20 protein-coding genes and 1 pseudogene are annotated in these 26,021 nt (G+C 46.0%); 8 read left to right on the top strand and 13 right to left on the bottom strand.

The genetic code is table 11. The features are described from left to right. Positions 1–14: 14 nt before the first annotated feature. A complete protein-coding gene (locus tag ACFSX3_RS26185) occupies positions 15–608 on the bottom strand; it encodes a transposase (RefSeq protein WP_379313443.1) in 594 nt (197 codons plus the stop codon). A gap of 112 nt (positions 609–720) precedes the next feature. Between ACFSX3_RS26185 and ACFSX3_RS26180 the strand changes: the two genes are divergently transcribed. From ACFSX3_RS26180 to sigK, 5 genes and pseudogenes are all read left to right on the top strand, one after another. Then, a complete protein-coding gene (locus ACFSX3_RS26180; protein WP_379313442.1) occupies positions 721–1,128 on the top strand; it encodes an SbcC/MukB-like Walker B domain-containing protein in 408 nt (135 codons plus the stop codon). A gap of 49 nt (positions 1,129–1,177) precedes the next feature. Further along, positions 1,178–2,830 carry a TIGR02679 domain-containing protein gene (locus ACFSX3_RS26175; RefSeq protein WP_379313440.1) on the top strand — a complete coding sequence of 551 codons (1,653 nt, stop codon included), beginning with the start codon at positions 1,178–1,180 and terminating at the stop codon, positions 2,828–2,830. 42 nt (positions 2,831–2,872) lie between these two features. Further along, positions 2,873–3,700: a metallophosphoesterase family protein gene (locus ACFSX3_RS26170; protein WP_379313438.1), complete on the top strand. Its 828-nt coding sequence runs from the start codon at positions 2,873–2,875 to the stop codon at positions 3,698–3,700. A gap of 182 nt (positions 3,701–3,882) precedes the next feature. After that, positions 3,883–4,120: pseudogene (gene tnpA, locus ACFSX3_RS26165) on the top strand (IS200/IS605 family transposase); the annotation flags it as partial. Between the two features lie 40 nt (positions 4,121–4,160). Continuing rightward, a complete protein-coding gene (gene sigK, locus ACFSX3_RS26160) occupies positions 4,161–4,700 on the top strand; it encodes an RNA polymerase sporulation sigma factor SigK (RefSeq protein WP_379257395.1) in 540 nt (179 codons plus the stop codon). Positions 4,701–4,787: 87 nt separating this feature from the next. Here the strand turns inward: sigK and ACFSX3_RS26155 are convergent, their stop codons facing one another. Continuing rightward, positions 4,788–5,636 carry a helix-turn-helix domain-containing protein gene (locus ACFSX3_RS26155; RefSeq protein ID WP_209993660.1) on the bottom strand — a complete coding sequence of 283 codons (849 nt, stop codon included), beginning with the start codon at positions 5,634–5,636 and terminating at the stop codon, positions 4,788–4,790. Between the two features lie 139 nt (positions 5,637–5,775). On the opposite strand from ACFSX3_RS26155, the gene ACFSX3_RS26150 reads away from it, so the two are divergent. Next, positions 5,776–8,859: a glycoside hydrolase family 2 TIM barrel-domain containing protein gene (locus tag ACFSX3_RS26150; protein WP_209993659.1), complete on the top strand. Its 3,084-nt coding sequence runs from the start codon at positions 5,776–5,778 to the stop codon at positions 8,857–8,859. Positions 8,860–8,906: 47 nt separating this feature from the next. On the opposite strand, the gene ACFSX3_RS26145 is transcribed toward ACFSX3_RS26150, so the two are convergent. Continuing rightward, positions 8,907–9,884 carry an NAD(P)H-dependent flavin oxidoreductase gene (locus ACFSX3_RS26145; RefSeq protein WP_379313435.1) on the bottom strand — a complete coding sequence of 326 codons (978 nt, stop codon included), beginning with the start codon at positions 9,882–9,884 and terminating at the stop codon, positions 8,907–8,909. A gap of 170 nt (positions 9,885–10,054) precedes the next feature. Between ACFSX3_RS26145 and ACFSX3_RS26140 the strand changes: the two genes are divergently transcribed. Beyond that, positions 10,055–10,705, top strand: a complete 651-nt coding sequence (locus tag ACFSX3_RS26140) for a hypothetical protein (RefSeq protein WP_209993658.1) — start codon at positions 10,055–10,057, stop codon at positions 10,703–10,705. Positions 10,706–10,780: 75 nt separating this feature from the next. Here the strand turns inward: ACFSX3_RS26140 and ACFSX3_RS26135 are convergent, their stop codons facing one another. Genes ACFSX3_RS26135 through ACFSX3_RS26115 form a run of 5 tightly spaced genes read right to left on the bottom strand, consistent with a single transcriptional unit; the run spans position 10,781 to position 16,235 of the window. Continuing rightward, the gene (locus ACFSX3_RS26135; protein ID WP_209993657.1) at positions 10,781–11,791 is read right to left on the bottom strand and encodes a glycoside hydrolase family 130 protein; all 1,011 of its coding nucleotides are present in this window, start codon (positions 11,789–11,791) and stop codon (positions 10,781–10,783) included. 34 nt (positions 11,792–11,825) lie between these two features. Then, complete coding sequence (locus ACFSX3_RS26130; RefSeq protein WP_209993656.1) at positions 11,826–12,776, bottom strand: DUF1861 family protein; 951 nt, start codon at positions 12,774–12,776, stop codon at positions 11,826–11,828. 32 nt (positions 12,777–12,808) lie between these two features. Continuing rightward, complete coding sequence (locus ACFSX3_RS26125; RefSeq protein ID WP_209993655.1) at positions 12,809–14,353, bottom strand: extracellular solute-binding protein; 1,545 nt, start codon at positions 14,351–14,353, stop codon at positions 12,809–12,811. A gap of 57 nt (positions 14,354–14,410) precedes the next feature. After that, positions 14,411–15,283 carry a carbohydrate ABC transporter permease gene (locus tag ACFSX3_RS26120; protein WP_209993654.1) on the bottom strand — a complete coding sequence of 291 codons (873 nt, stop codon included), beginning with the start codon at positions 15,281–15,283 and terminating at the stop codon, positions 14,411–14,413. A 16-nt stretch (positions 15,284–15,299) separates the two neighbouring features. Further along, positions 15,300–16,235: an ABC transporter permease gene (locus ACFSX3_RS26115; RefSeq protein WP_379257385.1), complete on the bottom strand. Its 936-nt coding sequence runs from the start codon at positions 16,233–16,235 to the stop codon at positions 15,300–15,302. A 224-nt stretch (positions 16,236–16,459) separates the two neighbouring features. Here ACFSX3_RS26115 and ACFSX3_RS26110 point away from each other — a divergent pair, with 224 nt between their 5' ends. Beyond that, a complete protein-coding gene (locus tag ACFSX3_RS26110) occupies positions 16,460–18,784 on the top strand; it encodes a helix-turn-helix domain-containing protein (protein ID WP_209993652.1) in 2,325 nt (774 codons plus the stop codon). Positions 18,785–18,858: 74 nt separating this feature from the next. On the opposite strand, the gene ACFSX3_RS26105 is transcribed toward ACFSX3_RS26110, so the two are convergent. The 5 genes from ACFSX3_RS26105 to ACFSX3_RS26085 form a co-directional block, all read right to left on the bottom strand. Further along, a complete protein-coding gene (locus ACFSX3_RS26105) occupies positions 18,859–19,575 on the bottom strand; it encodes an ABC transporter permease (protein ID WP_209993651.1) in 717 nt (238 codons plus the stop codon). Beyond that, the gene (locus tag ACFSX3_RS26100) at positions 19,575–20,525 is read right to left on the bottom strand and encodes an ABC transporter ATP-binding protein (RefSeq protein ID WP_209993650.1); all 951 of its coding nucleotides are present in this window, start codon (positions 20,523–20,525) and stop codon (positions 19,575–19,577) included. The genes ACFSX3_RS26105 and ACFSX3_RS26100 overlap by 1 nt, the downstream gene beginning before the upstream one ends. Before the next feature lie 208 nt (positions 20,526–20,733). Continuing rightward, a complete protein-coding gene (locus ACFSX3_RS26095) occupies positions 20,734–21,789 on the bottom strand; it encodes a HAMP domain-containing sensor histidine kinase (protein WP_209993649.1) in 1,056 nt (351 codons plus the stop codon). Position 21,790: 1 nt separating this feature from the next. Beyond that, a complete protein-coding gene (locus ACFSX3_RS26090) occupies positions 21,791–22,486 on the bottom strand; it encodes a response regulator transcription factor (protein WP_209993648.1) in 696 nt (231 codons plus the stop codon). A 140-nt stretch (positions 22,487–22,626) separates the two neighbouring features. Continuing rightward, positions 22,627–25,740 carry an amidase family protein gene (locus tag ACFSX3_RS26085; protein WP_379313432.1) on the bottom strand — a complete coding sequence of 1,038 codons (3,114 nt, stop codon included), beginning with the start codon at positions 25,738–25,740 and terminating at the stop codon, positions 22,627–22,629. Positions 25,741–26,021 lie beyond the last annotated feature (281 nt).

The following is a 26,021-nucleotide window of genomic DNA, read 5'->3' as shown; positions in this document are numbered from 1 at the left end:
GTCACGAAACATTGTTATTCTCGTACATATTGATCAAAGCGCTTGATTTTTCCGTATGCACGATCATTGACTAAAATATAGTCTTTGTTCGCGAGCTGTTCTCCAATAGGTCCGTCGTGAGCAGAGCCGATGGTTTCAATCACCTGAACCGGCTGCTCCGTGCCTGCCGACAAGGCCATATGTAGTTTAATCCCTGCACGTTCTCCATGAAACAAGGCCCAGGGCAGTCGGGTTTTCCCCACTGTAATGGTCGTAGAGTCTACCAGCAACAGGTTCTTCGGAATGCCCAGATGACGCTTGGTGACTCGATTGCATTTCGAAAGAAGTCGATGAAAGAGTTGCTTGAACAACTCATACGGCACCTCACCAGCTTTGGAAGAGAAGGTAGAGTAATAAACGGGCATTAAGCCACTCTTCACTGCTTTTCCTATGCCAGAACGATAGCTGTCCCACTGCCCTAAAGCCGAATGCATGAAAAAAAGCAGCAGCTGGCTCGCCGTGAATTTCGTAGCAGTGTCCTTATAGTCCAGTGCTTGCAATATTTCAGTCACATCTTCTTCCGTCAATAAGGTTTGAACTAAGCGGGTTAACGTGCTAGAATTTTTCATGAGGTCGCCTCTTTCGAATCGAGTTCTGTGGTGGAATCGATTGTACCGAAAGAACGGCCTTTTTTCAATTTTTATTCCTTATTTTGGGTAATCAACAGGCGTGTTTGAAGAGATGAAAAAGGCACTAGATTACCGCAAGTGGTTCCGATTTGATATGTTCATCACGCGTAAGGGTATTCCAGAGGAGCGCTTTACGAACAAGGTGTTCGGGGAGCTCAGCGGAGGGGAAAAGGCGATGAGTATTTACTCGCCGCTGTTTGCAGCGATAGCTGCCAAATATTCTTATGCTGCACCTGATGCCCCTCGTGTAATTTCTCTAAATGAGGCGTTTGCTGGCATTGACAGCGAAAATATTGCACAGATGTTCCAACTTGTACACGACTTTGAATTCGATTATATTATGAACTCCCAGGTGTTGTGGGGTTGTTACGAAACGGTAGATGAACTCTCCATTGCTCAAATTCTTCGCTCTGTAGATTCACCTGTACTCGCTGTTGCACGTTACTATTGGGACGGCTAAGAAAAACATCATCTATCGCTAGAGCAAAATATCGAGGAGTACTCCCGCGATGCAGGATAATTGGAAGCTTATCGAGATTTTTCGGCGTCGCGGTGGATTTAGCCGCCTTTTCGATTTGTATCGTAAGAAGTTTGAAAGCTATGGGGCATTCGGCACCGTGAAAATGCTGCACACCAAAGAAGAGGAAAAGACTCTACGGGGGTTTCTTGGCGTTCGATACAAGGGAACTCGTTTTCCAGCAGCAGACTTTGAAAAAGCGGCCATAGAAGCAGGTTACTCGATTTCTCTGCTTGAATTGTTAGAGTTATATTATGGTCGTCAATTGTTCACCAAGCGTGAACAAAAAGAGTTAAAGCTTTCGGCCTGGGAGAATCTTTTTGTTCGCGTAGTTCTGACGGTTGGAGATAGAACTTATCACTTTCCCGGTCAATTTGAAATCAATAATCGTGAAAATGTGTATGATTGCTACCGAGTGAACAAATTAGGGCCGTTATTTCATTACATTCGTAGTTTGTACATAGCTTCAATGATGAGGAGAAACGGTGATGAATTATCGGGACCAGATCGCATAAGACAATATAGAAGTGCTGGCTGTTCGTTCGAGTTCGAAGCTGACAGTTCGCTGAATGTCTATTTGCCGGACAAATATACTTATCCCAAGGTTCCTATTGAAAAAAGCATAGATATAGCGGACATTGATTATTCCGAGCTGGTAGCGATTACGGGGCTAACGAATTATAATCTTCTGAATAACAAGTGGTTTGACAGCTTTGTATTGGAGCAGAGCATAGCGGACAAATATAATTTTGATATTGAAATAATCATGAAGGCGTTCGATAATCCCTTGATCCATGCAGATACCGTTAATATATTTAATAAAATCATGATGTGCTCGACACCATTGAATTTAGGAGATAAGGATTTAGTAGCTTTTGTTGAAAATAACAGGATTATGAGAATCGTTCAATTAGACCAAGCAATAGGCAGAGACTTTGCAGTCGCCAGTGATTTCATCGCTGTAATTCCCCATAAGAACAGGGATGGTAAGCATGCCAAAATTAATATAGCGAAGGTTTCGAAATTTGTAGACGGTCTGCTTGCAACCGGAGATACGGTCCAAAGACTATATAAACCGGTAAAGCTTCCGATAGTTAAAATGATTGATCAATTCGACTTCAAGCTGAAGCGGATTTTGACCGTACATCAGGATGAGATCGAAACACTACGGCAATATCTGAAAAAAATTGATGTCAGCAATAAAATGTTCTTCGCCAAGGATTTGAATAATCGGCTGTACGGTTATTCTACCTCTTGCTCTGTCTGCAATTATCAATCCAATATATTGAATGCCTTTCAAGTGAAATCGAAGATGTATCAGAAGTACAACCTAACGTTCTACTTATGTGCTTATTTCGAAGCTGAAGGCTGGAGCATTTCCAAGGTGAGATTTAGAGACGCTCAGAAAGAATATACGATTTCAATGGAGGATTGGATAACAAGCATTGCAGAGCTTAATCGGATTAAAGCTCATATGCTCAAGTGTGAGATTGAAATCATTAAGAAGAGTACCTACAAAGCTTTTTCCTTTGATAACTATGAGGATGATTCCCAAAAAGCTGAATTTGAGCTTCATAGAATTGTATTGACTCCACTCATGGCAGTGAAGTGGTTCGAGGATAACCGTAGAATAGTAGGGGGTTAGCTCACAGAAGAATAAATGAAGTCAATTAGCAAAGGAGTCACCATGATCCAATTCGATCTCATTTCTGACATCCACCTTGATTTTTGGCTGAAGCGCAAGGGTCCTACGGCAGAGGATAATCTGCGGGAAATTGAGCAGTTTGCGGAGAGTCTGCTTCCCCTGCAGATTTCTCAGGTGCTGGTCATTGCCGGAGATCTGGGACATCTGAATAAGCAGAACTATGAGTTGCTGCTTGCTTTCAAACGCTACTATGCCCATATCCTAGTTGTAGCCGGGAATCATGATTACTATCTGGTGAACAGTAAGGAACGCTATAAGCTGCAGACGTCAATGAACCGCTGGTCGGAGATGAAGGCATTAGGCGGCAGTATCGAAGGGGTACACTTCCTGGAAGGAGACTGCTTCGAATGGGATGGCGTGTGGTATGGAGGAATAGGGATATGGTATGATTTCGCCTACGGCATCCAGGTGCTGGGTCATAGTCTATCGTATATGCTGGACATCTGGGCGAACCAAATGAATGACCGCAATTACACCATCGGTTCACCGCGCCGTCCGGTGGAATTCTTTTGGGAGCAGAAAGAAAAGCTGGACCGGATCATTCATGACAGTGATGTAATCATCACGCATGTGAGTCCGGATTGGTCGCATATCTCAGATGAGCAAACCCATGATCCAATAAGCCGCTGTTATTATTTTGACGGCTCCGGGTATCTCGGCCATATTGGGGGCAAGGTATGGTGCTCAGGGCATGTCCATCTCAATCATTCGTATATGAGCAACGGATGCCTGTTCGTCAATAATGCCTTGGGGTATCCGGCCGAGAACAAACGGCAAAAGGGTAGAATCGTTAACATTACTGTATCCTAATAAGCAAATCAAAAAATCCAACTTCTGTTGGATTTTTTGATTACGGCTTTAGCCAGTTGAGTGAGTGAAACGCGCGAAACAAAAAAACACCCGCTATGCTGGTGGAAGGATCTAGGGTTAGATTACCAAGAGCAGTCCCATAAAATTGAGATATTCAGGCTCAAAGAAAGGAATGGTCTTAGATGGCAAACAAGAGCTATAGTTTGGCGCACACAAAATGGATGTGCAAATACCACATTGTATTCACCCCGAAGTATAGACAGAAAGAGATTTATAATCAAGAGAGGAAAGACTTAATCGAAATCGTCAAACGTCTATGTAAGTATAAGGGAGTAGAAATTTTAGAAGGACACATGATGCCAGATCACATGCATGCTGATTGCCATACCTCCCAAAATTTCAGTGGTTGACGCATTGGGTTGCAACAAAGAAAACTTCAATTTAACTTGAACGTTTTTAAATGTTAAAACGACATCGTATCGTGTCCACAACCTCAAGAAATTCGGGCGACACCGGCGAAGACATGGAGGACCTCATCTCCATCGGCACCATCGGGCTGATTAAGGCTATCGAGAGCTACCGCCCGAACAAGGGCACGAAGCTGGCTACTTTTGCGGCTCGTTGTATAGAGAATGAGATATTGATGCACCTTCGTTCGTTGAAAAAGACCCGTAAAGACGTGTCCCTGCACGATCCGATCGGGACAGATAAGGAAGGCAATGAGATCACGCTGATTGATATCCTCGGTTCTGAGGCGGATGATGTGATCAAGGAAGTGGACCTTAAAATCGAGAAGAGTAAAATCTATCGAAATCTTGATATTCTGGATGAGCGGGAGAAGGAAGTCGTCGTTGGCCGCTTCGGACTGGATACAGGCGGGGAAGAGCGGACGCAACGGGAGATTGCGAAGGACCTGGGGATCTCGCGGAGCTATGTGTCACGGATTGAGAAGCGGGCGCTGATGAAGCTGTATCATGAGTTTTATAAGGTGAAGCGGTGAGCTCATAATCACAAGGTAATATCCGTTAACAATAGAGCATTTATAAAGCAACTTGTCTGCGGATGAGTTGCTTTTTGTTGTTCAGATTTAATTTTGAACAGGTTTTGTTTTACGGATATATCGTCCTGGAGATACCCCTTCTGACTTTGTAAATTGTTTGGTGAATGAATATATATCCCCGTAACCAAGACTAACGGCTACGTGTTTGATGGGAAGTCCGGAGAGCAGCATCATTTTGGCCTGTCTCATTAAATGCTCAGTGTGGTATCGTTTAGGGGAAATCCCCGTAGTCTCTTTGAAAAATTTTCGAAAGTTCTCGTAGCCCATATTCACGGCAGCAGCCACTTCCTGAATATCAAAGTGAATATCATTGGAGACACTAATCAGCTCGCAGGCTTTTGTTATTTTACTATCATTTTCATTGCTATGAGCATTATGAATGCTACTGTGTAATCGGATAATCAAATCCTGAGACTTCATCAGCAGGGAGGGAAGACTTTCATCTGTTGCACTTTTCAAGGCTTTCAGCAAGGAAACAAAATCAAAGAAAAAATCATTCGTATGCAGTGTCGATTGGACTTCCTTATCGGAATTAATAATTCCAAGTGTCTTTAAGTAGGAATAGACAGGATACCCGACACTGATATAAAATTCGATCCAATTCCCATCTGGTTCAATTGCAGTAGAGTGCAAACGTTCTGGTAAACGTTGAACCAGATCACCTGCTTGCATAGGAGTAACGGTACCGTCCGTCGAAATAAACGTTCCACTGCCTTGCAATACTACAAAACAGCTGTAATAGCCTATCTTAAAATCATATTGAGAACGCTCTGCTGATCTTTTTCGCATAAAGCCGCAAGATACAATCCCCTGATTAAAATCATTGCCGATACAGCGGTAGATTACATCATTTTCATTAATGTCTGCAAAATTCATGTATTCACACTCCTACCAAAATGGATAAATGAAATACCATACTCAACATTTAATACAAGGGATTTTCCTTATATTATAGGGGTATCTACATTGAAAGATCAACCAATTAGAACAATGGATGGGAGTGTTATTTAAGCCAATGAAGCTAAGCAGAGATTGGGAAAATCAATATGTCACTCAAAAAAACCGTTATCCCATGCATGAGCCCTACGGAGTATACGAAACCGTTGAACAGGCTTTAAGCGGAGACCGGAGAAAGTCTAAATACGTAAATAGCCTGAATGGAATGTGGAAGTTTAAAATGTTCGGGTCTCCCGATGAAGTAACGGATGAATTCTATAGTCCTGAATATGATGTTTCCCATTGGGATAATATTCAGGTCCCTTCCAATTGGGAGCTTTCGGGGTATGGAAAACCTGTATACACCAATATGTTGTATCCCTTTGTTCAAAAAGGGGAGGGTTCACATCACGAAATTCAACTCAGGAATAATGAATACATTTTGAATCCGCCTCATGTGCCAGAGAGTAACCTTACCGGTTGTTACGTCCGAACGTTTGAAGTGGACGAACATTTTAACGAAAGGGATATATTTATCGATTTTGGAGGTGTAGAATCGTGTTTTTATCTTTGGTTAAACGGTAAAATGGTTGGTTATTCTCAGGACAGTAAGCTTAACGCTTCTTTTGATATCACGGATTACATTCAAAAGGGACAAAACCGTATAGCGGTTCAGGTGATGCGGTTTGGAGCTGGTACTTATCTGGAGGATCAGGATTACTGGCATCTCTCGGGGATCTACCGGGATGTTCTCATTTATGCAAAACCACGTATGCGCATTCATGATTATAAGATCGAAACCCTCTTTTCAGGGAATTACAACAATGCCGAATTAAAAGTAACGGTTGCACCTAATAATCAAGTGAATGGTTATGGTGAGGCTCATGTGCGGTTGTCCCTGTATGATAGCGAACTGCAATTGGTTACTGAGTTTGAAACGCCAAAGTTTGCGAATTGTGATTTCTACCTGCGGGAAAAATATGTAGCAAAGGTTACGAAAACCATTTCAAATCCTCACTTGTGGAGCGACGAGAGCCCTTATCTCTATAAATTGGTGTTAGAACTGATTGATTTGTCTGGAAATGTAGTTGATATTGAGAGCGCGAATGTCGGCTTCCGTGAAGTGAATATCGATCGAAAAGGGATCCTGAGAATTAACGGGAAGCGTCTCATTATACGGGGAACCAATCTTCACGCCTTTTGTCCTGAAACAGGACGAGCCGTAACAACAGAATATATGCGCGAGCAGATCAAGGTCATGAAATCGCTGAATATCAATGCGGTAAGAACAAGTCACTATCCGCACGCAATCGAATGGTATGACTTGTGTGATGAACTGGGCATTTACTTGGTGGATGAAGCCAATATTGAAACACACGGTCTTGGCGGCCAGTTAAGCGCATCCCCCGAATGGACAAATGCGTATATGGACCGGGCTACACGGATGGTTCTGAGAGATAAAAATCATCCATCCATTATTCTCTGGTCTCTGGGTAATGAATCCGGTTATGGAGCGAATCATGCTGCGATGTACGGCTGGATTAAGGAGTATGACAAAACAAGGTACGTTCAGTATGAGTCTCTGAATCCTCCGGCAAACATCTCCGATATTATGGCGCCTATGTATCCTCAGAAAGATTGGATCCTGGATGTCATGGCTGAAAGCGAGGATTTGCGTCCTTTTATTATGTGTGAATATGCATACGCGAAAAGTAACAGTAACGGAAACTTTAAGGAATTTTGGGATCTCATTCATAAATTCCCGCGGTTTCAAGGAGGATTTATTTGGGATTTTCAGGATAAAGCGCTGGTTAAGCATGATAAAGACGGAAATAAAAAGTATGTCTATGGCGGGGCATTCCAGGAAGAAGTTACTGATCCTGCACCTGATATGTGCCTGAATGGTATTGTTTTCCCAGATCTCACGCTCAAGCCGGCTGCGAATGAAATCAAAAATGTACAATCTCCTATCCAAATGGATTACATGCCCGGGAATGATGGCTATCGAATTTATAATCATTACACGCACCGGGATTTAAGCCATTTGAATATGACTTGGGAGCTGGTTTGCGATGGCAATGTGATGGAAAGCGGTAGTTTGCCTAAATATCACACAGCACCCGGTTCCGTTGATAAGCTTCAAGCGCCATACGATTCGTCTAAAGTCTCCGGGGAAGCTTTTCTTAATTTCTATGCTTATTTGGACGAGGACACCTTTTATTCTAAGAAGGGAACCTGTATTTATGCCTGCCAGATAGAGATTAAGGATTCTGTTAATCAAGTGCATACCGGAGATATTGAAAAGGATAGCTTGAAGTATGATGAAACGACAAATGAAATTCGTATCTATAATGAAAATACAACGGTTCTTTTCTCGAAAGAAACGGCAGAGTTCATTTCTGTAAAATACAATCATAAGAATTATTTCACGGGAGGAACCAATAACTTCTATCGCCCTCCAACAGGCATTGATGGAGGTATTCATCTTGAATCGTCCAATTATGCAGATGAATGGCAAGCTCTCGGGCTCCATTCCAATGAGAAAGAAATCAAGAATATTCGGGTATTTGCAGCACCGGCTGCTGTTATCATTCAAGTTCATGGTATATATCATGGATGCATTGAAACCAAAACCAATTATACCGTCGGCGGCAAAGGGATAGAAATCACAAATACAGTTGTGAACAATGCCAAGGTCGACACTCTCCCGAGAATTGGACTAAGCTTTAAGTTCTCTGATGCCTGGAAGAAGATGAAATGGTATGGCCGCGGGCCATGGGAAAACTACGCGGATCGTAAATCTGCCGCATTCGTTGGAGTCTATGAGAGCACTGTAGAACAGCAGCACGTTCCCTATATCTTACCGGTAGAATGCGGTGGTAAGGAGGATGTCCGGTATTTATATTTGTCATCCGAAGAACAAGCAGTAAAAGTATCGGCAGCGGGACATTTCCATTTTGATGTTCATGGGCACAGTATTGAGCAATATGACAACGCCGCCTATGAAGACGAGCTGGGAAATTCAGATTCTGTTTATCTTAATATTGATTACAAACATGCAGGTCTTGGCGGAGATACCGGCTGGACTAAAAACATTCACGATCCCTATAAAATTAAGAAAGGTGTCTATGTTTACACGGTAACTATAGAAATCATTTCTTAAGAAAAACTAATAGGGGTAATGGCCTGTAGGGATGAGAGAATAACGTCTCATCCCTGCAGGCTATTTGTGTTTCTCAATGCCCTTTGATACTCACTCATTAAATTGTCGATAATCTGCTGGACGGACAAAATCTCTGTAATCTCATGGACTCTGGACCCGGCAAAAACCAAGCCGTTCTTAACATCCCCTCTAAGGGAAGTGAGCAGGGACTCCATTGTACAGAAACGATGTGAACACACCTTTAGACAATCATAGCATTTGGCTATCTTTAATTTGGCATCGTTACTGATCCGGTCTGTAAATTCATTTCGAATCGCTCTGCCTTCCAGACCCACAGTAGACTTGATCAGGACCGTATCTCCTTGCTGAGCATCTACATACTTTTGCTTGAAGGCCAAGGGAGCATCACACTCATGGCTTGCTACAAAACGGGTACCCATTTGAACACCGGATGCGCCCATCCGAAGGGCTTTGGCGATATCATCCCCTGTCAGAATTCCACCCGCAGCAATAACCGGAATCGAAACGGCCTCTAAGACTTCAGGAAGGATATCAAACATGGGTCTGTCTGTACCTAAATGTCCCCCGGCCTCGAACCCTTCCACAACGATTGCGGAGGCACCAAGTTTTTGGGAGATTCGGGCTAATTTGGCGGATGAAACAATAGTTACGACCGGAGTATCATATTCTCTGCCCCATGCATAAATATCTCTAGAAATTCCGGCTCCGGAAATAATAAAGTCAACCTTTTCTTCTAAAGCAACCTTCATTTTCTCGGCAAAATCCTTCACTGCGAAGAGTACATTCACACCGACATAGCCAATTCCATTAGAGAGTTCTCTTGTTTTGCGAATATGTATTCTCAGCTCTTCTGCAGTGATTCCTGTACCAGAGATGGTGCCGATCCCGCCTGCATTGGCTACAGCAGCGGCTAGTCCGCTTAAGGATATGCCTACACCCATTCCACCTTGAATAACAGGAACTCTCGATGTAATCTGTCCGAATTGGATTGTTGGAAGTTTCAATTACACACCTCTTTCGCAAGTTATTGACATATCGTAACACAGTTAAGTCTTTCCCGGATGTGACTGTAAACATGCTCAACCTATGTTAAATATCATGTCTTTCCACTTGTGATACAATATTTTTAATGGAAGCTGTGCTTGTTAATAATGATATTCAAAGGAGATTTATAATGAAACGTTTTCGCTGGAGCATTGCTGTTTATTTCGCGCTGTTCGTGTTTGTCTTATTCGTATTATTCAACGACTATTCACCAATCCTGATAGTAGTTGGGGCTGTGGTGGCTTGTATCATTGCTTTAATAGCCCAATTCTATTATCCTGCTATTTTGGAGAAGCGGGTAGACCGCGTGGAGTCCTTTTTACGCAGCCAGAAAAACAATCCTGCCCTGTATATTCAGTATGTTCTTGCGAATAGACTTGACGATGAATCAAGAACGGTTATGGAGAAGCTAATGAGCAAACATAAGCAGGCAGCGGTACAGGCAACATTCAAGGCGGCTTACGGACTGTACCGCAATGACATGGCTGCTGTTCGGGAAGCCGTGCCGCATATCCGCCATGCTGATTACCGGAGGTACTACGAAATGGTTCTGCTGTTGGAGGAAGGGGAAAGTGTTCAGGCGCGGGAACATCTTGAGTCAATTAAGAAGCAATGGATGAGATCAGCTCTGCTCGCAGAAATTGAACTCAAAGCAGGTAACAGTGAAACTGCTATCACTCATGCGAGGGAAGCAGTAAGCGCTTCGAGAGGCGTCCAACGTTATGTGTTACATAAGGAATACGAACGAACGTTACCGCAAGCTCTTGAAGCTGTATCATGAGTTTTACAAAGTAAAAAGCGGGAATCCTCCTCATTCAAGGATGATACCCGCTTTCTGTTAGTTAGAAGGCCAGTCTCACTGTCCCAAACAAAGCCGGATCAAATCATCTACATGGGCGGTAGCCAGACATTCTACGGTGTCGGCGGCGCCGTAATAGATTTTGACTTCGCCGTCGTCCTCCAGGATCATGCCGCCGGGGAAGATGACATTATTGCGGAAGCCTCCGTCTATTTCGTAGGGGGCTTCAGGGGCAAGCAGCGGCGATGCACTCATCCCGAGAATCTTCTTCGGATTGTCCAGGTCAAGCAGCATAATACCTGCGGTATACCGTTTCTTCCAGGACGGCTCCCAGCCGTGCTTCCCTCTGGCGGAGTCGATATCCACCGCATGGAAGGTGGTGAGCCAGCCCTTATCCGTCTTCACTGGCGGCGCTGCCGGACCGATCTTATCATTGGCGAACGGTACCTGCTCCACCGCCAGCAGCAGATCCGAACGTCCCCAATAGACCAGATCCGGCGACTCCGAGATCCAGGTGTCGAACCGGTCCTTGCCTCCGCGGCTGTATACGGTGAACGGGCGTTCCAGCCGCACATAGTTGCCGTTGATCTTCTCCGGGAACAGTACCATATTCCGCAGGTCCGGCGTAGACAGGCTCAATATTTCAAAGGATTCGAAGTCATCCGTGACTGCGACCCCTCCCCGGATACCATGCCGTGTATCTACAGCGAAGCACATGTAGCAGCGGCCGTCAATCACCGTCAGACGCGGATCGTAAGCGCGCACGACCTCTTCGTCATGCAGCTTGAACACCGGCCTAGGCCCGGCCGTCCAGTGAATTCCGTCTTCACTGAAGGCGATGCCCAGATCCGTTGTATTAGTCGGTTCAAGGGTCTGCTTGCCGAGTGAGCCATAGTCGTTGCGGAATACCATCACATACCCGCCGCCGAACTTAACCACTCCTGCATTGAACACAAGTGCGGTGGGATAAGGGACCCGGGCCGCTTCCAGCACAGGATTGGCCGGGTGACGGCGGATGAGCGTGCTGGATGTCAAAGCTCCTATGATGGGTGTATTTGTATTAGTCATCGTAGAATATCCTCCTTGAATGTTGAACTGCGTGCTAGACAATGCTTCCATAGGGTGCGAACGGATAGTCGATCGTAATACGCCCGGCCTGGCAATCACCAACACCGCTGTACAGATCAGCCTTGCCGTCCCCCCGCATCACGATCCCCGAAGAAAAGACGCAGTCCGTCAAATATGGGAACTTGGCGGGCCCCGGCGGGTAGCAGGAACGGCTTCCAATCAAATGCAGGTCATGGGATTCCCTGGTGATGGGATCGAAGATAAAGGCCATATTCAAATATACCTTTAGAAGCTTGCCATCCACATCCTTATCCTGATAACAAATATGGCCGATAATCCCGATCTTGCCGCTGTCCAGCAGATAAGCCTGATTAACGCCTCCCCATTCGCCTGCACCCAAAATACCATGAAGGTAAGGCGCATTCTCAATGACGTCTGCAGTCAAATCCTCCAGCTTGTCAATAACTGTGAAGCCGATCATGGATTCGCTGCCGTATTGGCCCTTCACCTCGCTGCCCCGCGGGCGTGAGAAGACGCCAATCCTGCCGTCTGCCAGAGCAACAAGGCGGATATCTTTCATTTTGTTAGGACCGGTAGTGAAGTAGTACAAATCGTGGAGGTCAGTCCCCCGGTAAAAATATCCGAAAAACGTGCTGTATTTGCCGCTTTGATATTGCACATGCGTTCCGCCCAGGACTAGCTCATCACCGATTTCACTGATAAACGGGTCCTCCAGCGTATAGATCATACTATTATCTACCACGGTCCACTCATCCTGACCGGTCTCCTCGAAGAGGCGGACCCAGGAGCGGGCCCATTCTTCACGGCGTTCTACCCGGCCGAACAAGTAACGATTGCCATCCCGTTCAAAAGGAATCGAAATATTATAGACATCAAACCCGTCCACGTTTTTAAATGATAAGGTTGCGCTTTCATAAATGGTTTTGGTCACTTCAAAGTCTGTTTTTTGCTGATGCAGGCTCACAATTTCTCCGCTCCTTTTTGTAACAGCTCATTTTATTGAAGAGAAGCTTGATATTCCTTGAACTGCTTTTGGTATTCGGCAACGACCTTGTCCAGACCCGCCTTCTTCATTTTGTCCAGCGCTTCCGGGAATGCCTTATCGTAGTCCAGCACACCCATATAGATCGGAGTGATGCTGGCTGAAGCTTCTGAGAGAATATTGGTATATTCGGTTCTTACATTCGTTGGATCAAAAATAAAGTTGGCTGCAATACTATTGACCGCTTTGGGATTGGGCTCAAATAAGACTTTGTTATTGTCAGGAATACTATTCTCCAGGTCAAAGCGCATAAAGTTCACATTCCCGTTCTGCGAATCGGAGCCCCTGTACCTTGGATTGTTATTGTTATTCGGATCTTTGATCGGCTTTAGGCCCTTTTCGCCATCTTTGGTGTAGTGCTCACCCTCTATGCCATATTGAACCAGATCATAATTGTCCTGACTGGCCAGCATCCAATCCATGAATTTAACGGCTGCCTCCGGATGTTTGCTGTTCGCCGGTACGGCATTTCCGTTCTTGAAGGAGAGGGGACGCAGATATTCTTTCTCCGGGTTAAACCACACCACTCCGATATCGTCTACTGTAGCTTTGGGATTGTATTTCTGGAGCCCGTTCAAGCTTCCGCCCGTTCCCAGGCGTACGAACCACTCCCCGCTGTCAAGCTGAGCATCTACCTGTTCCTGCTTCATGACTAAGATATCAGGATTCGTAATTTCCTTGGTGTACAGCTCGCGCATGAAGGCGGCATCCTTCTTGAATTCTTCCGTCTCAATCCAGGATTTGACCTCACCGTTCTGATTGACATAAAAGAACTTATCCTTAACGGTGAACGGGAAGCTGTCATAACTCCGGTGTAAGATAGAGGTATGCAGGGATATCGGGTCAAAATCGGCCCGGGTGCCGAGATAAGGCTTGTTTTTGCCCTTCCAGTTCTTCATCACAATCTCCCAGGCGCTAATCAATTCAGCCGGAGTTGCCGGCTCTTTCAGATTGTTCTCGCGGAGAATATCGCGGCGGATATTGAATTGCCCCTCGCTCGCCATTTCAACCCAGTAGGAGGGGACGATATAATATTTCCCGCCGATGGTTGCGCCGCTAAAGATATCCTCCGGGATATGCTTTTTCAGGTTTGCTCCATATTTATCAATTTCCTCTGAGATATCTGCCAGCGCCCCCCGGGTATAGTAGTTGGAGAACGGAGTGCGGTCCTGCATGACATGGAACAGATCGAACTCTTCACCGGTGGAGAGCATCAGGTTCAGCTTCTGGTCCCACGCATCCCAGGGGATGAAGATTTTCTCCACTTCAACGCCGACACCATCTGCAGCCAGCTTCTCATTGACTTTTTCATACACCTTTTGGTAGTCTTTGGGCTCGGTGCCGGGAACCACGTATTTGATCCGGACGATATTGTCCGACTTCGGGGATGAAGCGTTATTTTCCCCGTTTGCGGCAGGGCTGTCGGACGCCTTGCCGCACCCAACCAGGGTAGACAGGGCAAGCACCACAGCACATAGAATGGCGTAATGTTTTTTCATGAATAATATAGACCTCCTCTGCTTATGCCTATTTATGTTAACCCCTTAGGGATGACATCAGCCTTTAACTGAACCTATAACCAGCCCTTTCACGAAGTACTTTTGCAGATACGGATAGAGGAGGACGATCGGCCCGATCGTCACGATGGCTGTCGCCATCTTGACCGACTCCGAAGGAAGCGTAACGTCGCTTGTTCCGGCCAGCATAGCCATATCGTTCAGCATACTGATCTCCGATTGCATCTGCAGCAGCATGAATTGCAGCGGATACAAATCTTTGGTGTCAATCAGCATGATCGCATTCCACCAGTTATTCCAGTAATCCAGTCCATAGAAGAGGGCGATGGTCGCGAGTACCGGCTTACATAACGGAAGGTAAATCTTAAAAGCAATCACAATATCACTCGCTCCGTCTATGGTAGCTGATTCCCGCAGCGAGTCGGGAATTCCGTTCATGAAATTGCGTACTAGGAAGAGGTTGAACGGGCTAAACAGGAGCGACGGAATAATCAGAGCCAAGATATTATTGGTTAATCCGAGCGACCGGTTCATCAGATACCAGGGCACAATCCCGGCTGTGAAGATCATGGTGATGAAGAAGTAAAGAGCCAGCAGATTGCGGTTCTTCACATTTTTGTTCGCTAGAGTATAGCCTGCCATAGAAGTAATCAGAATAGCCAGCGTGGTACCGACGATCGTGACAAAGATAGAAATTCCATAACTCTGAATGACTTGGGAGCCGCCCGTGAAGATCAGCTTATAGGCATATAGAGAGAATTTCTCCGGAAAGAGGCTGTAGCCGTTCTTAAGAATAGCATCCTCATCCGTGATAGAGATCATCAGCACGAGCAGCATCGGAAGCAGGCAAAGCGCCGAATACACCGCAGTCAGCGTATACATGACCGTCTTACTGATTGACATTTTTTTCATAGTTACTCCTCCGGATTTAATATAATGCGCCATCCTTGAAGAACCTGCGGGTAATGGCATTGGTACCAAAGACTAGGATGAATCCGATGACCGACTGGAAAAGTCCAACCGCCATGGCTTCGGAGGGGTCGCCAATCTGACGCAAGGACCGGAATACATACGTATCAATGATATCCGTGGTCGAATATAGGGTGCCGTTGTCACCGATGAGCGCATAGATCATTCCGAAATCGCCGTACATAATTTTGCCGACCGAGAGCATCGTCAGGATAATAACCGTGGGCATCATTAGCGGAAGCGTAATCCGGAAGCACATCTGCAGGCGGTTAGCCCCGTCAATCTCGGCTGCTTCATACAACGTCTCGTCGATACCGGTAATGGTCGCCAAGTAGATAATGGCACTCATTCCGGCTCCCTTCCACACATGCATAACCGTGAGAATCGCCGGCCAGGACTGCGCCTCGGTATACCAGTTCACAGAGGACATGCCGAGCTGGTTCAGCGTTTTGTTCACAATTCCCATATCCATTGAGAATAGCGCATACAGCACATAGCTAATGACGATCCATGAGATGAAATTCGGGAATAACATCAGGGATTGACTGATCTTAACAAATAGCTTCTTGCGCAGCTCGTTTAGAACCAGTGAAATAGCCAGCGCCATCAGCGTACCGAAAATAATAAAGAGTAAATTGAGGTAAATGGTGTTGAAGGTGACCGTAAGCGCTTTGTTGGACCGGAAGAAGAACTCGAAGTTCTTGAATCCCACCCATTCGCTATGGAAGATTCCCTTGGTATAATTGAAACGCTGGAAAGCAATGACCATATAAGGATACGTCATATAGCCGAAAATAAAAGTGTAGGCCATTGCCGGCAAAACCAACAAATAGGATGTTCCATTCCTGCGGATGTCAGAAAGTATGCTGAGTCTTGGACGCCGTTTTTTTGTCAATTTCCTGTTCCTCCCATTTGTTATAAATGACGATTGCCTTGACTCCAGATTAGCCATCGTATCACAAAGTGTCTATTTTAAAAGCTGGAAAACGCTTTCAATTCGGCTCAAAAGGCTTTCAAAAAAACGGAATGGCTTTCACTTTCGCCTGATTCAGTACCTTTTCGGCCCAAAATGTACTATAGTTTAGAAATGATAACGAGCAGTGTTGGGAGGAATTCAACATGCGGACAACCATCAACCGGCTTGTTCGATACAAGGCATTTCAAAAGCTCACCATCTCATATTTCCTTCTCGTTCTTCTGACCGTAAGCCTGCTATCCGGTGTGCTTTTCTCACTATTCTCCAGAAGTGCTATTAAGGAGATCGAACGTAATTCCCGGGCGATGTTATCCCAGATCACCTACGCCTCAGATGTAGTCTATAATCAGGTCGTTACTATAGGAAATACACTGCTGATTCAACCGGAAATCCTGTCCTTTCTCAATGAGACGGTGGAGGACAAGGTCAGCAATTATCATATTTTTCAACAGATCGAACAAATTACAAATGTGAACCCATATATACACAGTATCGGGATACACCGGCCTTCCACAGGAACTACCATTGATACAGCCGGGCTTCCGTTTGATGCTTCGCTTACCACCCTCAGCGCGAAGCAGTATATGGAGTTCCATCCGCGCAGTCTGAAGGTTCCGGGCCGCAACAACGGGAAGTCATTACAGTTCCTGACCTTCTTGCTGTACCCTAATTTCTCACCCCGGACCGCAGGCAATCCGCTGATCTATATCAATGTGGAGGAGCAGTCCATTCTGACGACCATCCGCAAGATCAGCAAAGCGGACGCCGCTAAAAATGTTTTTGTAATCAATAAGGAAGGGAAAGTGCTGTCGCATACCGATTCCAATCTGTTTCTGGAAGATTTATCCGAAGAAGAGTATGTGCGGAAGATATTAATCGAGAACAAGAATGAGAGCAGCTTCACCACAACGATTTCAGACCAAAGGAATCTGGTCACTTATGTGAAGTCAGAGGAACTGGACTGGTATTTTGTAAGCGTTTCACCGTATTCCGAGCTCATCTCTAACATCGACCAGCTCCGGGGGATTACGCTGCTGGTTACCGCCGGAATTGTACTCGCAGGTCTGTTGCTATCTGTCCTATTGACCTCCAACATGAATAGACCCTTATCGGCGCTGCTCGAAAAAGTCATGCCTAACCCGGCCCATCCGGCCTCCGGGTTGGCATCTATTGATGAATACAAGCTGATGACCGAGGTGTTCCATTCCTATCATGAACGTGAGAAGTCGATGCAGTTTGTAATTAACCACTCCTCCCGGACCGTCCGTGAGCATTACCTGCATGCCTTGCTGCGTGGTCATTCCCTGGAGCACTATGTTTCGAGCGAAATTCTTAAGGATATCGGCGAGGAGGTGGCGGGGCCGTACTTTGGCGTGCTGGTGTTCAGAATCAATGAGCTTGAACCACTAGGGGAGAGGATGGAGGGGAAACAGCAGTCTTTGCTGCGCTTCGCACTCGGGAATATCGCCAAAGAGATGCTGGAGCCGATCGGCCCATGTGATGTGCTCATTATAGGAGGAAGTGAAGCCGTGGCTATCCTTCAATACACGGACAATCAGCTTCCGGAGGAGCTGGGGCCAGCCTTGCGCAATATTCAAAGCTTCCTGAACCGCTACTTCAAGATGACAGTATCTATAGGGATAGGAGATATATCCTGTGGCAAGGGGAATATTCCGTCCTCGTACACTTCTGCGCAGCAGTATGTGAAATACCGGCTCATCTATGGGAAGGAAGCAATTCTGGATGCTATAGCGACACGCCATCATGTGTTGACGGCCCTCAGTTACCCCAGCGCCTACGAGAAGAAGCTGATTGATGCTGTGCAGGACGGCAAGCCGGAAGCAATGGTTAGTGCAATCGAAGAATTTATAGATAAAATATCCGGCGGTTCCGTTCATCAGGTCATCACCTTTAGCACTCAACTCATGTTGTCTTTGCTTAAACATTTTGACTATTTACAGCATGTGCCGGATTCTAATTTCAATGATTATCTGCAAGCAGTAACCGATATTGAACGGGCTGAAGATCTGACAGAGATCCGTAACCTGTTCAACCGTTATTGCAGCACCATCTGCACATTAATTGAAGACAAGAATCACTGGCTGAATGCTCAAAAGCATAATATCCTCATTGAAAAAGCACAGAATTACATTCATGAACATTATGCCGAGCCTAACATCTCCCTCGATCTGGTGTCGAGCATCGCCGGACTGTCGCCCAGCTATCTGGGGAAACTGTTCAAAGGGGCGACCCGGCAATCCTTCAGTGAATACTTGAACAACACCCGGCTGGAAAAGGCAAAGGATCTGCTTGCTTCTACCTCGGAGACTGCGGCCAGGATCAGTGAAGCGGTAGGGATATACAACATCACTTACTTCTCCACCCTGTTCAAGAAAAAGTACGGGCTGACCCCTTCGGCGTTCCGCGAACAGGAGGCGATGAAGAGCACTGTGAGTGATGAGGAGTGACCGCTTTTGAGCAGGATCAACGTGAGCACTTGGATGGACGCTCCGCGAACGGACCGTTATTCCATCCGGTCTGTTTACGGCTGCTCCGCATATCTCCACCAGGCAAAGGTTCCGGCTATTCCGACTATCCCTGTATACGCAAGTATCAATATACTGCTGAGCTGTAAGGAACCGGTGCTTTGAAATACCGACGGGATGGTCCATGGGAAATAGGGTGCAAATCCAAATGAGGCGAGCACATTGGACAGAATGACGATGATCAGGATGAGTCCCAGGGGTGCCAGATAGCCTTTGGTCACATTGGCCAAAAGAATGGTTGGTGCGGTCACCAAAATGTACATTAGCGAGGTGATCAGGAACTTAAAGAACAAGCCCGAAATGAAGGAGGTGGACCCGCCTTGGACGCCCATGATTGCCCCTACGGCAAAACCTACGGCAAACATATAGACGGTAAGCAACAGGCACCATGCTAAAATGACAAGGAATTTGGACAATACAATTTTCGCTCTGGACACGGGCTTTGCCAGCAAATCCTTGATGGTTCTATCCGCAAACTCCCGTCCGAATACCCATGCCGCAACAAAGGTATATCCGATAAGCCCCAGCGGGGCAAGTGTATCCAGCAATCCGGTTAAATACTGCTCCCAGCTGACACCGCCGGCGGCACTGGATAATACATTTCCGACGCCCATCATGATGGGCCCGAAGCCTAACACAAGAAACATGATCCAGAACACATTGGAGCGGATAATCTTGCGAACCTCACAATGTAACACAGATAGAATATTCATTATTTAATCCCCCTGGTCATCCCAATGGTGCGGAGAAAATATCCTTCCAAATCCTCCGTAACCACCCGGAGCGATGTTGGCGGCTGATTGCGTTGTACGAGCAGTTCAGCCAGCCGTTCAGGATGGTCTGCCGCGTGCTCGTTGGTTAGTTTGATATAGCCGTCCGAGGTATCCTCAAAGGTATAGCCATGCTCTTCCAGCACCTTCTTTAAGGCAGGTTTGTTCAGTCCGTTCACCACCAGGTTTTTCTGTAAGGATTGCTCCAGTTTATCCATTGCGACTTCTTGCACCAGCCGGCCGCCGTGAATAATTCCAATCCGTGTGGACACCTTCGAGAGCTCCTCTAACAGATGGCTGGATATAAAAACAGTTATGCCGAAATTGTTCGCCAGATTATATAACATATTGCGGATCTCCGCCACGCCTGCGGGATCAAGGCCGTTGATCGGCTCGTCCAGGATTAGAATTTCCGGATTGTGAATCATCGCTTTGGCAAGTCCCAGGCGCTGCTTGTTACCGAGTGAGAGATGTTTTGCTTTTTTCTTTTGGTGCGGCTCAAGTCCCAGCTTATAGATCACCTGATGTACGGCATCCTTGTCAGCCACCCCTTGCATACGCCGTGCGATGTCAAGATTCTCAGTTACCGTGAGATCGGGATAAAAAGTAGCCTCCTCCAAATATCCGACCTTACTCCATAATGTAGAGTTTCCGGCATCGACCTTTTCACCTAACATATAGAGCTTGCCGGAGGTTGGCTTCAGCATCGCCAGGAGCATCTTGATCGTCGTTGTCTTCCCGGCGCCATTCAGTCCCAGGAATCCAAAAATCTCACCGCGGCTCACCTCCAGCGAAAGATTGTTTAATATGGTATAGTCGCCAAACTTTTTGTGCACACCGTCAATCTGTATAGCGGGCGTGCTGCCGCTTTTTTTCTCTGATAAAATTCGCATAGCTGTTAACTCCTCCTATGACAATCCCTAAGATATACAAGTCATTTTCACATGTAGAGATGAAGCTTCGGTAAAAGAAAAATAAAGGTTTATAAAGAGAATATAAAAAACTATAAACTGCTAAAAAACAAACAGGCTGTTGCCTGGGTGTCACACCCGGCAGCAGCCTGTAATCTTTGGTTGTTGAAGAAGAAGTGCTTACCTACAATCAGTGAAGTGAAGCCAGGGGGAGGCTGAATCTTATCCCCAAACCGCCATATTCGGAAGGGAAGGCCATAATCTCTCCCCCGTGATGCTCAATAATAGATTTACAGCTTGCCAGACCCAGCCCAAGGCCGCCCTTTTGGATTTGCCGCGATTTATCCACCGTGAAGAATTTAAGGAACAGAGAAGAGAGATCCTTATCCGGCACGCCAATTCCGTTGTCCTCGATTTGGAAATAGGCATGATGCTCCCGCAGGTATCCGGTCATATACACGTTCAGCTTATTCTTCCCCCCATATCTTACAGCATTGCTGAAGAGGTTGCCGAACACCCGGCGGATCATCGGTTCATTGACCCTTAGCCATATACTGTCCGTGAAGGAATGGCGGCAACTCAGTTCGTTGTCAAGTCCAGCCAGCTCAACCTCATATTCAAAAGCAATGTCTTCAAATAACTCTGTTGCCCTTACAGGCCCGGCTATCATGGATTCCAGCTCCAGTTTTTGTTTGGTGAAGCTGGAGAGATCATTGATGAGCTCAACCATATAGGCGGACTTCTTTTGAATCAGTTCATAATACTCCTGCTTTTCAGTGTCGGGTAAGTCCCCATGTGTAGCCAGAAGTTCGGTGAAGCCGTTAATAGAGGTAAGAGGTGTCTTCAAATCGTGGGCGATGGCTGCAATCATATCGGTTTGTTCTCTGTGGGCGAGCTGCAGCTTATGCTCCATCTTATTGAAGTGCTTATACAGCTCTCCGATCTCGTCATTACCCCTCGAAGCCAGCGGAGGCAGGGGATGGACCACATTGACTTCTCCCAGCCGGGTATTCAGAAGCCGGATGGGCTTCTCTATGCTTCTATAAATATAGATGATCAGAATGAGAAATATGCAACCCGCGATGGCAAAGATGGGCAGCAGCAAGGCTATATATCGGGAGTCCAGCAATGTAGTGCGTATAGGGGAATATACTGCGAAGACAAACTTCAAGTACAGTCCAATGGAAAACATAAGAATGAGAAGCATCAGCAGGAATAAGAGGGGAAGTTTTATTTTCAGTTTCATCCTATTGCTCTCTTTCCGTATATTTATAGCCTATACCCCAAATGGTTTTAATGAAGTTATGTTCAGGACCCAGCTTCTTGCGGATATTCTTGATATGGACCGTTACGGTATTGATTTCTCCGTACTCGTCCCCCCAGACCTTCTCATAGATCTGCTCACGGCTGAGTACCTGATTGGGATGACGCATAAGGATAGACAGAATTTGAAATTCTTTCGCGGATAAGTCGAGCTTCCGGTTATGCAGGAAGGCTTCAAACGTTTTATCATTCAAAATAAGCGGAGCATCCGCCTTTTCTTTACCGGGGCTAAGCTCATCCCACTCTTTATGCAGCCTGTCCACTTTCCGGAAATGGGCCTTGATCCTGGAGGCCAGCTCCTGAATACTGAACGGTTTGGTCATGTAATCGTCAGCTCCTATTTCGAGACCGACGATTTTATCAATATCCTGATCACGCGCACTTAAAAAAAGGATGGGAACATTATAGGAAGTCCGGATATTCCGGCAGACATCAAGCCCATTCATATCAGGCATCACTATATCCAGAACGATGAAATCAATGTGATTATCATTCACTACAGATAAGGCTTCTTCTCCGGAACTGGCTGTGATGACTTCAAATTGCTCGTACCTTAAACTTTTGGTGATGAGTTTTACGATTTCTTGATCATCGTCTACCACTAATATCGTTTTTGACATTTTGCACCTCCCAACCTCATCATACCGCAACCCTGACGTTCAACGCCAGATACGCTCAGAGCAAGCTTGCCCGGATGTCTTGAAAACAGGAGAAAAACCATCCTTTTCGGGATGGCCTTGTCTTTTATGGATTGAACCTCTTAATTCGCAGTCTCCAGTAATCTGGAAACCACTGTTGCAAACTCTGCTCTGGTAATATCTTTTTCAGGCTTAAATGTGCTGTCTGCGTATCCTGTAATGATCTTATTGGAGGCCAGTGCATCAATGGAGTTATAATACCAGGCCTCTTTTTTAACATCTTTGAATGTTGTATTTCCTGTACCTGTAAGCTTGAAGGCTCTGGTGATTAGTGTTGCTAATTCACTGCGGCTGATCTTCGCATTGGGACGGAAGCTTCCATCACTATATCCGTTCATCAGGCCGGCACTGGCCGCTGCGCCGATATACTTGTTGGCCCAATGCGCCCCAGATACATCTGTGAAGTTGCTTGCTTGTCCATCAAGTCCCATGTGCGTTGTAATGACCTTAATGGCTTCGGCACGGGTCAAGCCTGCATCCGGACGGAAGGAGCCATCGGCATAACCGGTTAGTAATCCTTTTGAAATCAGCAGGTCAATGCTTGCCTTTGCCCAATGATTCAGTGTATCTGTGAAACTTACCACTTCCGGCTTAGGTGTTGGTGTTGCGGTTGCTGCTGGTGCTGGTGTTGCTGTAGGAGCCGGTGTTGGTGTAGGCGTTGCTGTTACAGGGGGAGTCACGGTACCTCCACCAGGACCTGGATTGCTTGGTTCATTATCTACCGGATCAGGAGTAGTAGGGTTAGAAACGTACTGAAGTGCCGGTGCATAGGCTGTAAGCAGTCTGGCATGACTTTGTTGCTCAAGCGCATAGCCCATACCTAGAACTTTTGCATCGTCCCACGCTCTACCCACAAGCTGCATCGAGACCGAATATCCGCTGTCGTTCGTTCCTACAGGAACCACTACCGTAGGGAGACCCACGTTAGATGTTAATACGCCTGTATTGCGGTCCGAACTTAATTGAGAGGCTGAGGCGTCATTGTTGTAAACGTCACTGATAAATCCTGCATACACAACAGCATCCACGCCATTCTCGTCCATCCAGCCTTTAATGACCTCCTTATAATCAGTTCTGTACTTGATGTAATCTTGTACTGCCTGTTCCGTCATCCGCGTAGGCTTGGTATATCCTCTCTGATTATAGATAAGCACCTTATCGGAAGCGAGTACACTTGCTCCATCAATGTAAGGGAAGTCCTTATGAAGCTCGATATAACGCGCCCAGCCTTCAGTAGATCCGTTAATACCTGACGGACGGGCAGGGGCTGCTGGCATTTTTGACATTTCCACCATTGATGCACCCGCTGCTTGAAGCTCTGAGAACTTATCCTTTACGACTTGTCCGGTATCATCATCCGCATAGCTAGAGATGAAGGATGCCGGGATATATCCAATCTTCTTTCCTTTCAATGCATTGGTATCCAGAGCTTCTTTCCAGTTCGCTGGACGTTTATGATCAGCATCAGCAGTTACTGTGAAAATATCCTGCGGATCAGTACCCGTTGTAGCATTTAGCATAATGGCCAGGTCCGTTACGGTTTTGGCAATGGGACCTGCATAATCCTGTCCCCAAGTGAGTGGCAGCACCCCAGTTGTACTCGCCATGCCGTCTGTACCACGGAAGCTTTTTAAGCTGGCGCCTGTCGTAGGTGCATAGAGGGAGACGCCTGTCTGCGATCCCATCGCTGCTGCTGCAAAATCAGCTGCAACCGATACGGCCGATCCGCCGCTGGAGCCAAAAGAGGTTTTGGATGGATAGAGTGCATTCCATGTTTGCTGCCAGCCACTCTCACTAAAGCTTCCGCTATTTGCAAACTCAGAAGTATTTACTTTACCAATAATGATAGCGCCTGCTTCCCGCAGCTTATTCACCTGGAAGGCATCCGATTCAGGCCGCCAGCCTTCAAGTGCTTTACTGCCGCCTGTAGTCGGCATATCCTTGGTGTCATAGATATCTTTGATCGCAATTGGAATCCCCAGCAGATCGCCTGAGGCGCCTTGTGCACGGGCATCGTCCGCAGCTTTGGCTTGAGCCAGCGCGGTTTCGGATACATGCAGGAAGGCATGGAATCCGAGTTGACCTTCATCGTACACCTTGATTCGGTCCAGATATGCTTGCGTAATTTGGACAGAAGTCGTTGTACCACTAATCAAATCCTGCTGCATCTCGGCAATGGATTTATTCACAACATCATATGGGGAAGAAGTTACGAATGCCTTCGCTGCTGGAGCCTCTGGAGTAATCAGGTTATCTCCAGTATTAAGCCCCTCTAGTGCAGAGATATCCCAGTTACTAATGGAACGAATTTGTGCGTTGGTTAGTCCAGATACATCGAGCTGATGGTTCAGCCCATTTAGCTTGGTAACCAGATTGTTCAGCCCTTGTTCACCAGCTTCTCCAACTTGTACATAATGAACAAGCGACTTGGACTGACCCGGCTCCATATTCAGTGTATTAATGAACCCGTAGAAATTCGCCTCATTTCCCGACTTGGCTAAGGGAGTGGTGAATGGATTCTGCTGCTGATTGCCCAGGCCGGTTAATCCATTAGCAAATGGATGTGGAGACCCGACTGCAACGCCTAACGGCTTATTGTCTTTGGCGCTGCTGTCTACAACAATCCATGAATCATCCGTAGTTACCTCCAGATCATTGGAGTAGGTTGCCTTGACTACGGAAGCATTGGCCGCAGTGCCATAGCCTAGAGAGCCGCCGAAAGAGACATCAACTTTTACAGGCATATCATTCTTATTCGTAAAAGTATCAAAGAATCTCGTTCTATTATTTATGGTATCAATATACACATCACGAGTAACGGTTACATTCCCCAGATTAACAGATTGCGTCGAAGTGAATCTATTAACGCCATCGTATTTGAGGTCAAAGCCGCGCATCATTTGTCCATTCATCAGGGAGGCTGAAGGCGAGGATACCTTAACGAAGATATTGCCGAATCCTTGTACTTGTGTAGTGCCAACTGTACGCAAACTTCCCGTATCTAGGCTAGGGGCAAAAACATCGTGAATCTCCCATACGGTGCCGCTTGCTGAAGTCACCCGGGTTAGAGCATCAGCAGTTTGGAACGGAATGACTCCCGACGCAAGCACAGATAACGCAATGGAAGTGGCCATAACCTGCTTTTTAGTTTTACGCAGACGCTTTAGCTTACTCATGTAGGCAAATCTCCTTTTCTCTTATGTAAATTATTTAGTATGTTAGGAAATATAACATCGTTAATCTATTCAGTCAATAAATATTATAAATTTAATATATTTATGCGGTTTTAATAGAGATTAAATACTATTTTTATTAAAATATGTAATTTTAATGGTGATTAGTAGATATGTTAAATAACACTATATGTCATGTGTTACTCGTATTGAGCAATTTTGTTGCACGAGCCCATTTCGCCACTTAAACTATACATTAAGAAGAGGACCAGGTTTCCTGGTCC

Source organism: Paenibacillus rhizoplanae, from assembly GCF_042684125.1.
Lineage (GTDB): Bacteria > Bacillota > Bacilli > Paenibacillales > Paenibacillaceae > Paenibacillus_AQ > Paenibacillus_AQ rhizoplanae.
Note: the sequence above shows the minus strand (reverse complement) of the source record. Positions and strands in the feature narration are given on the sequence as shown.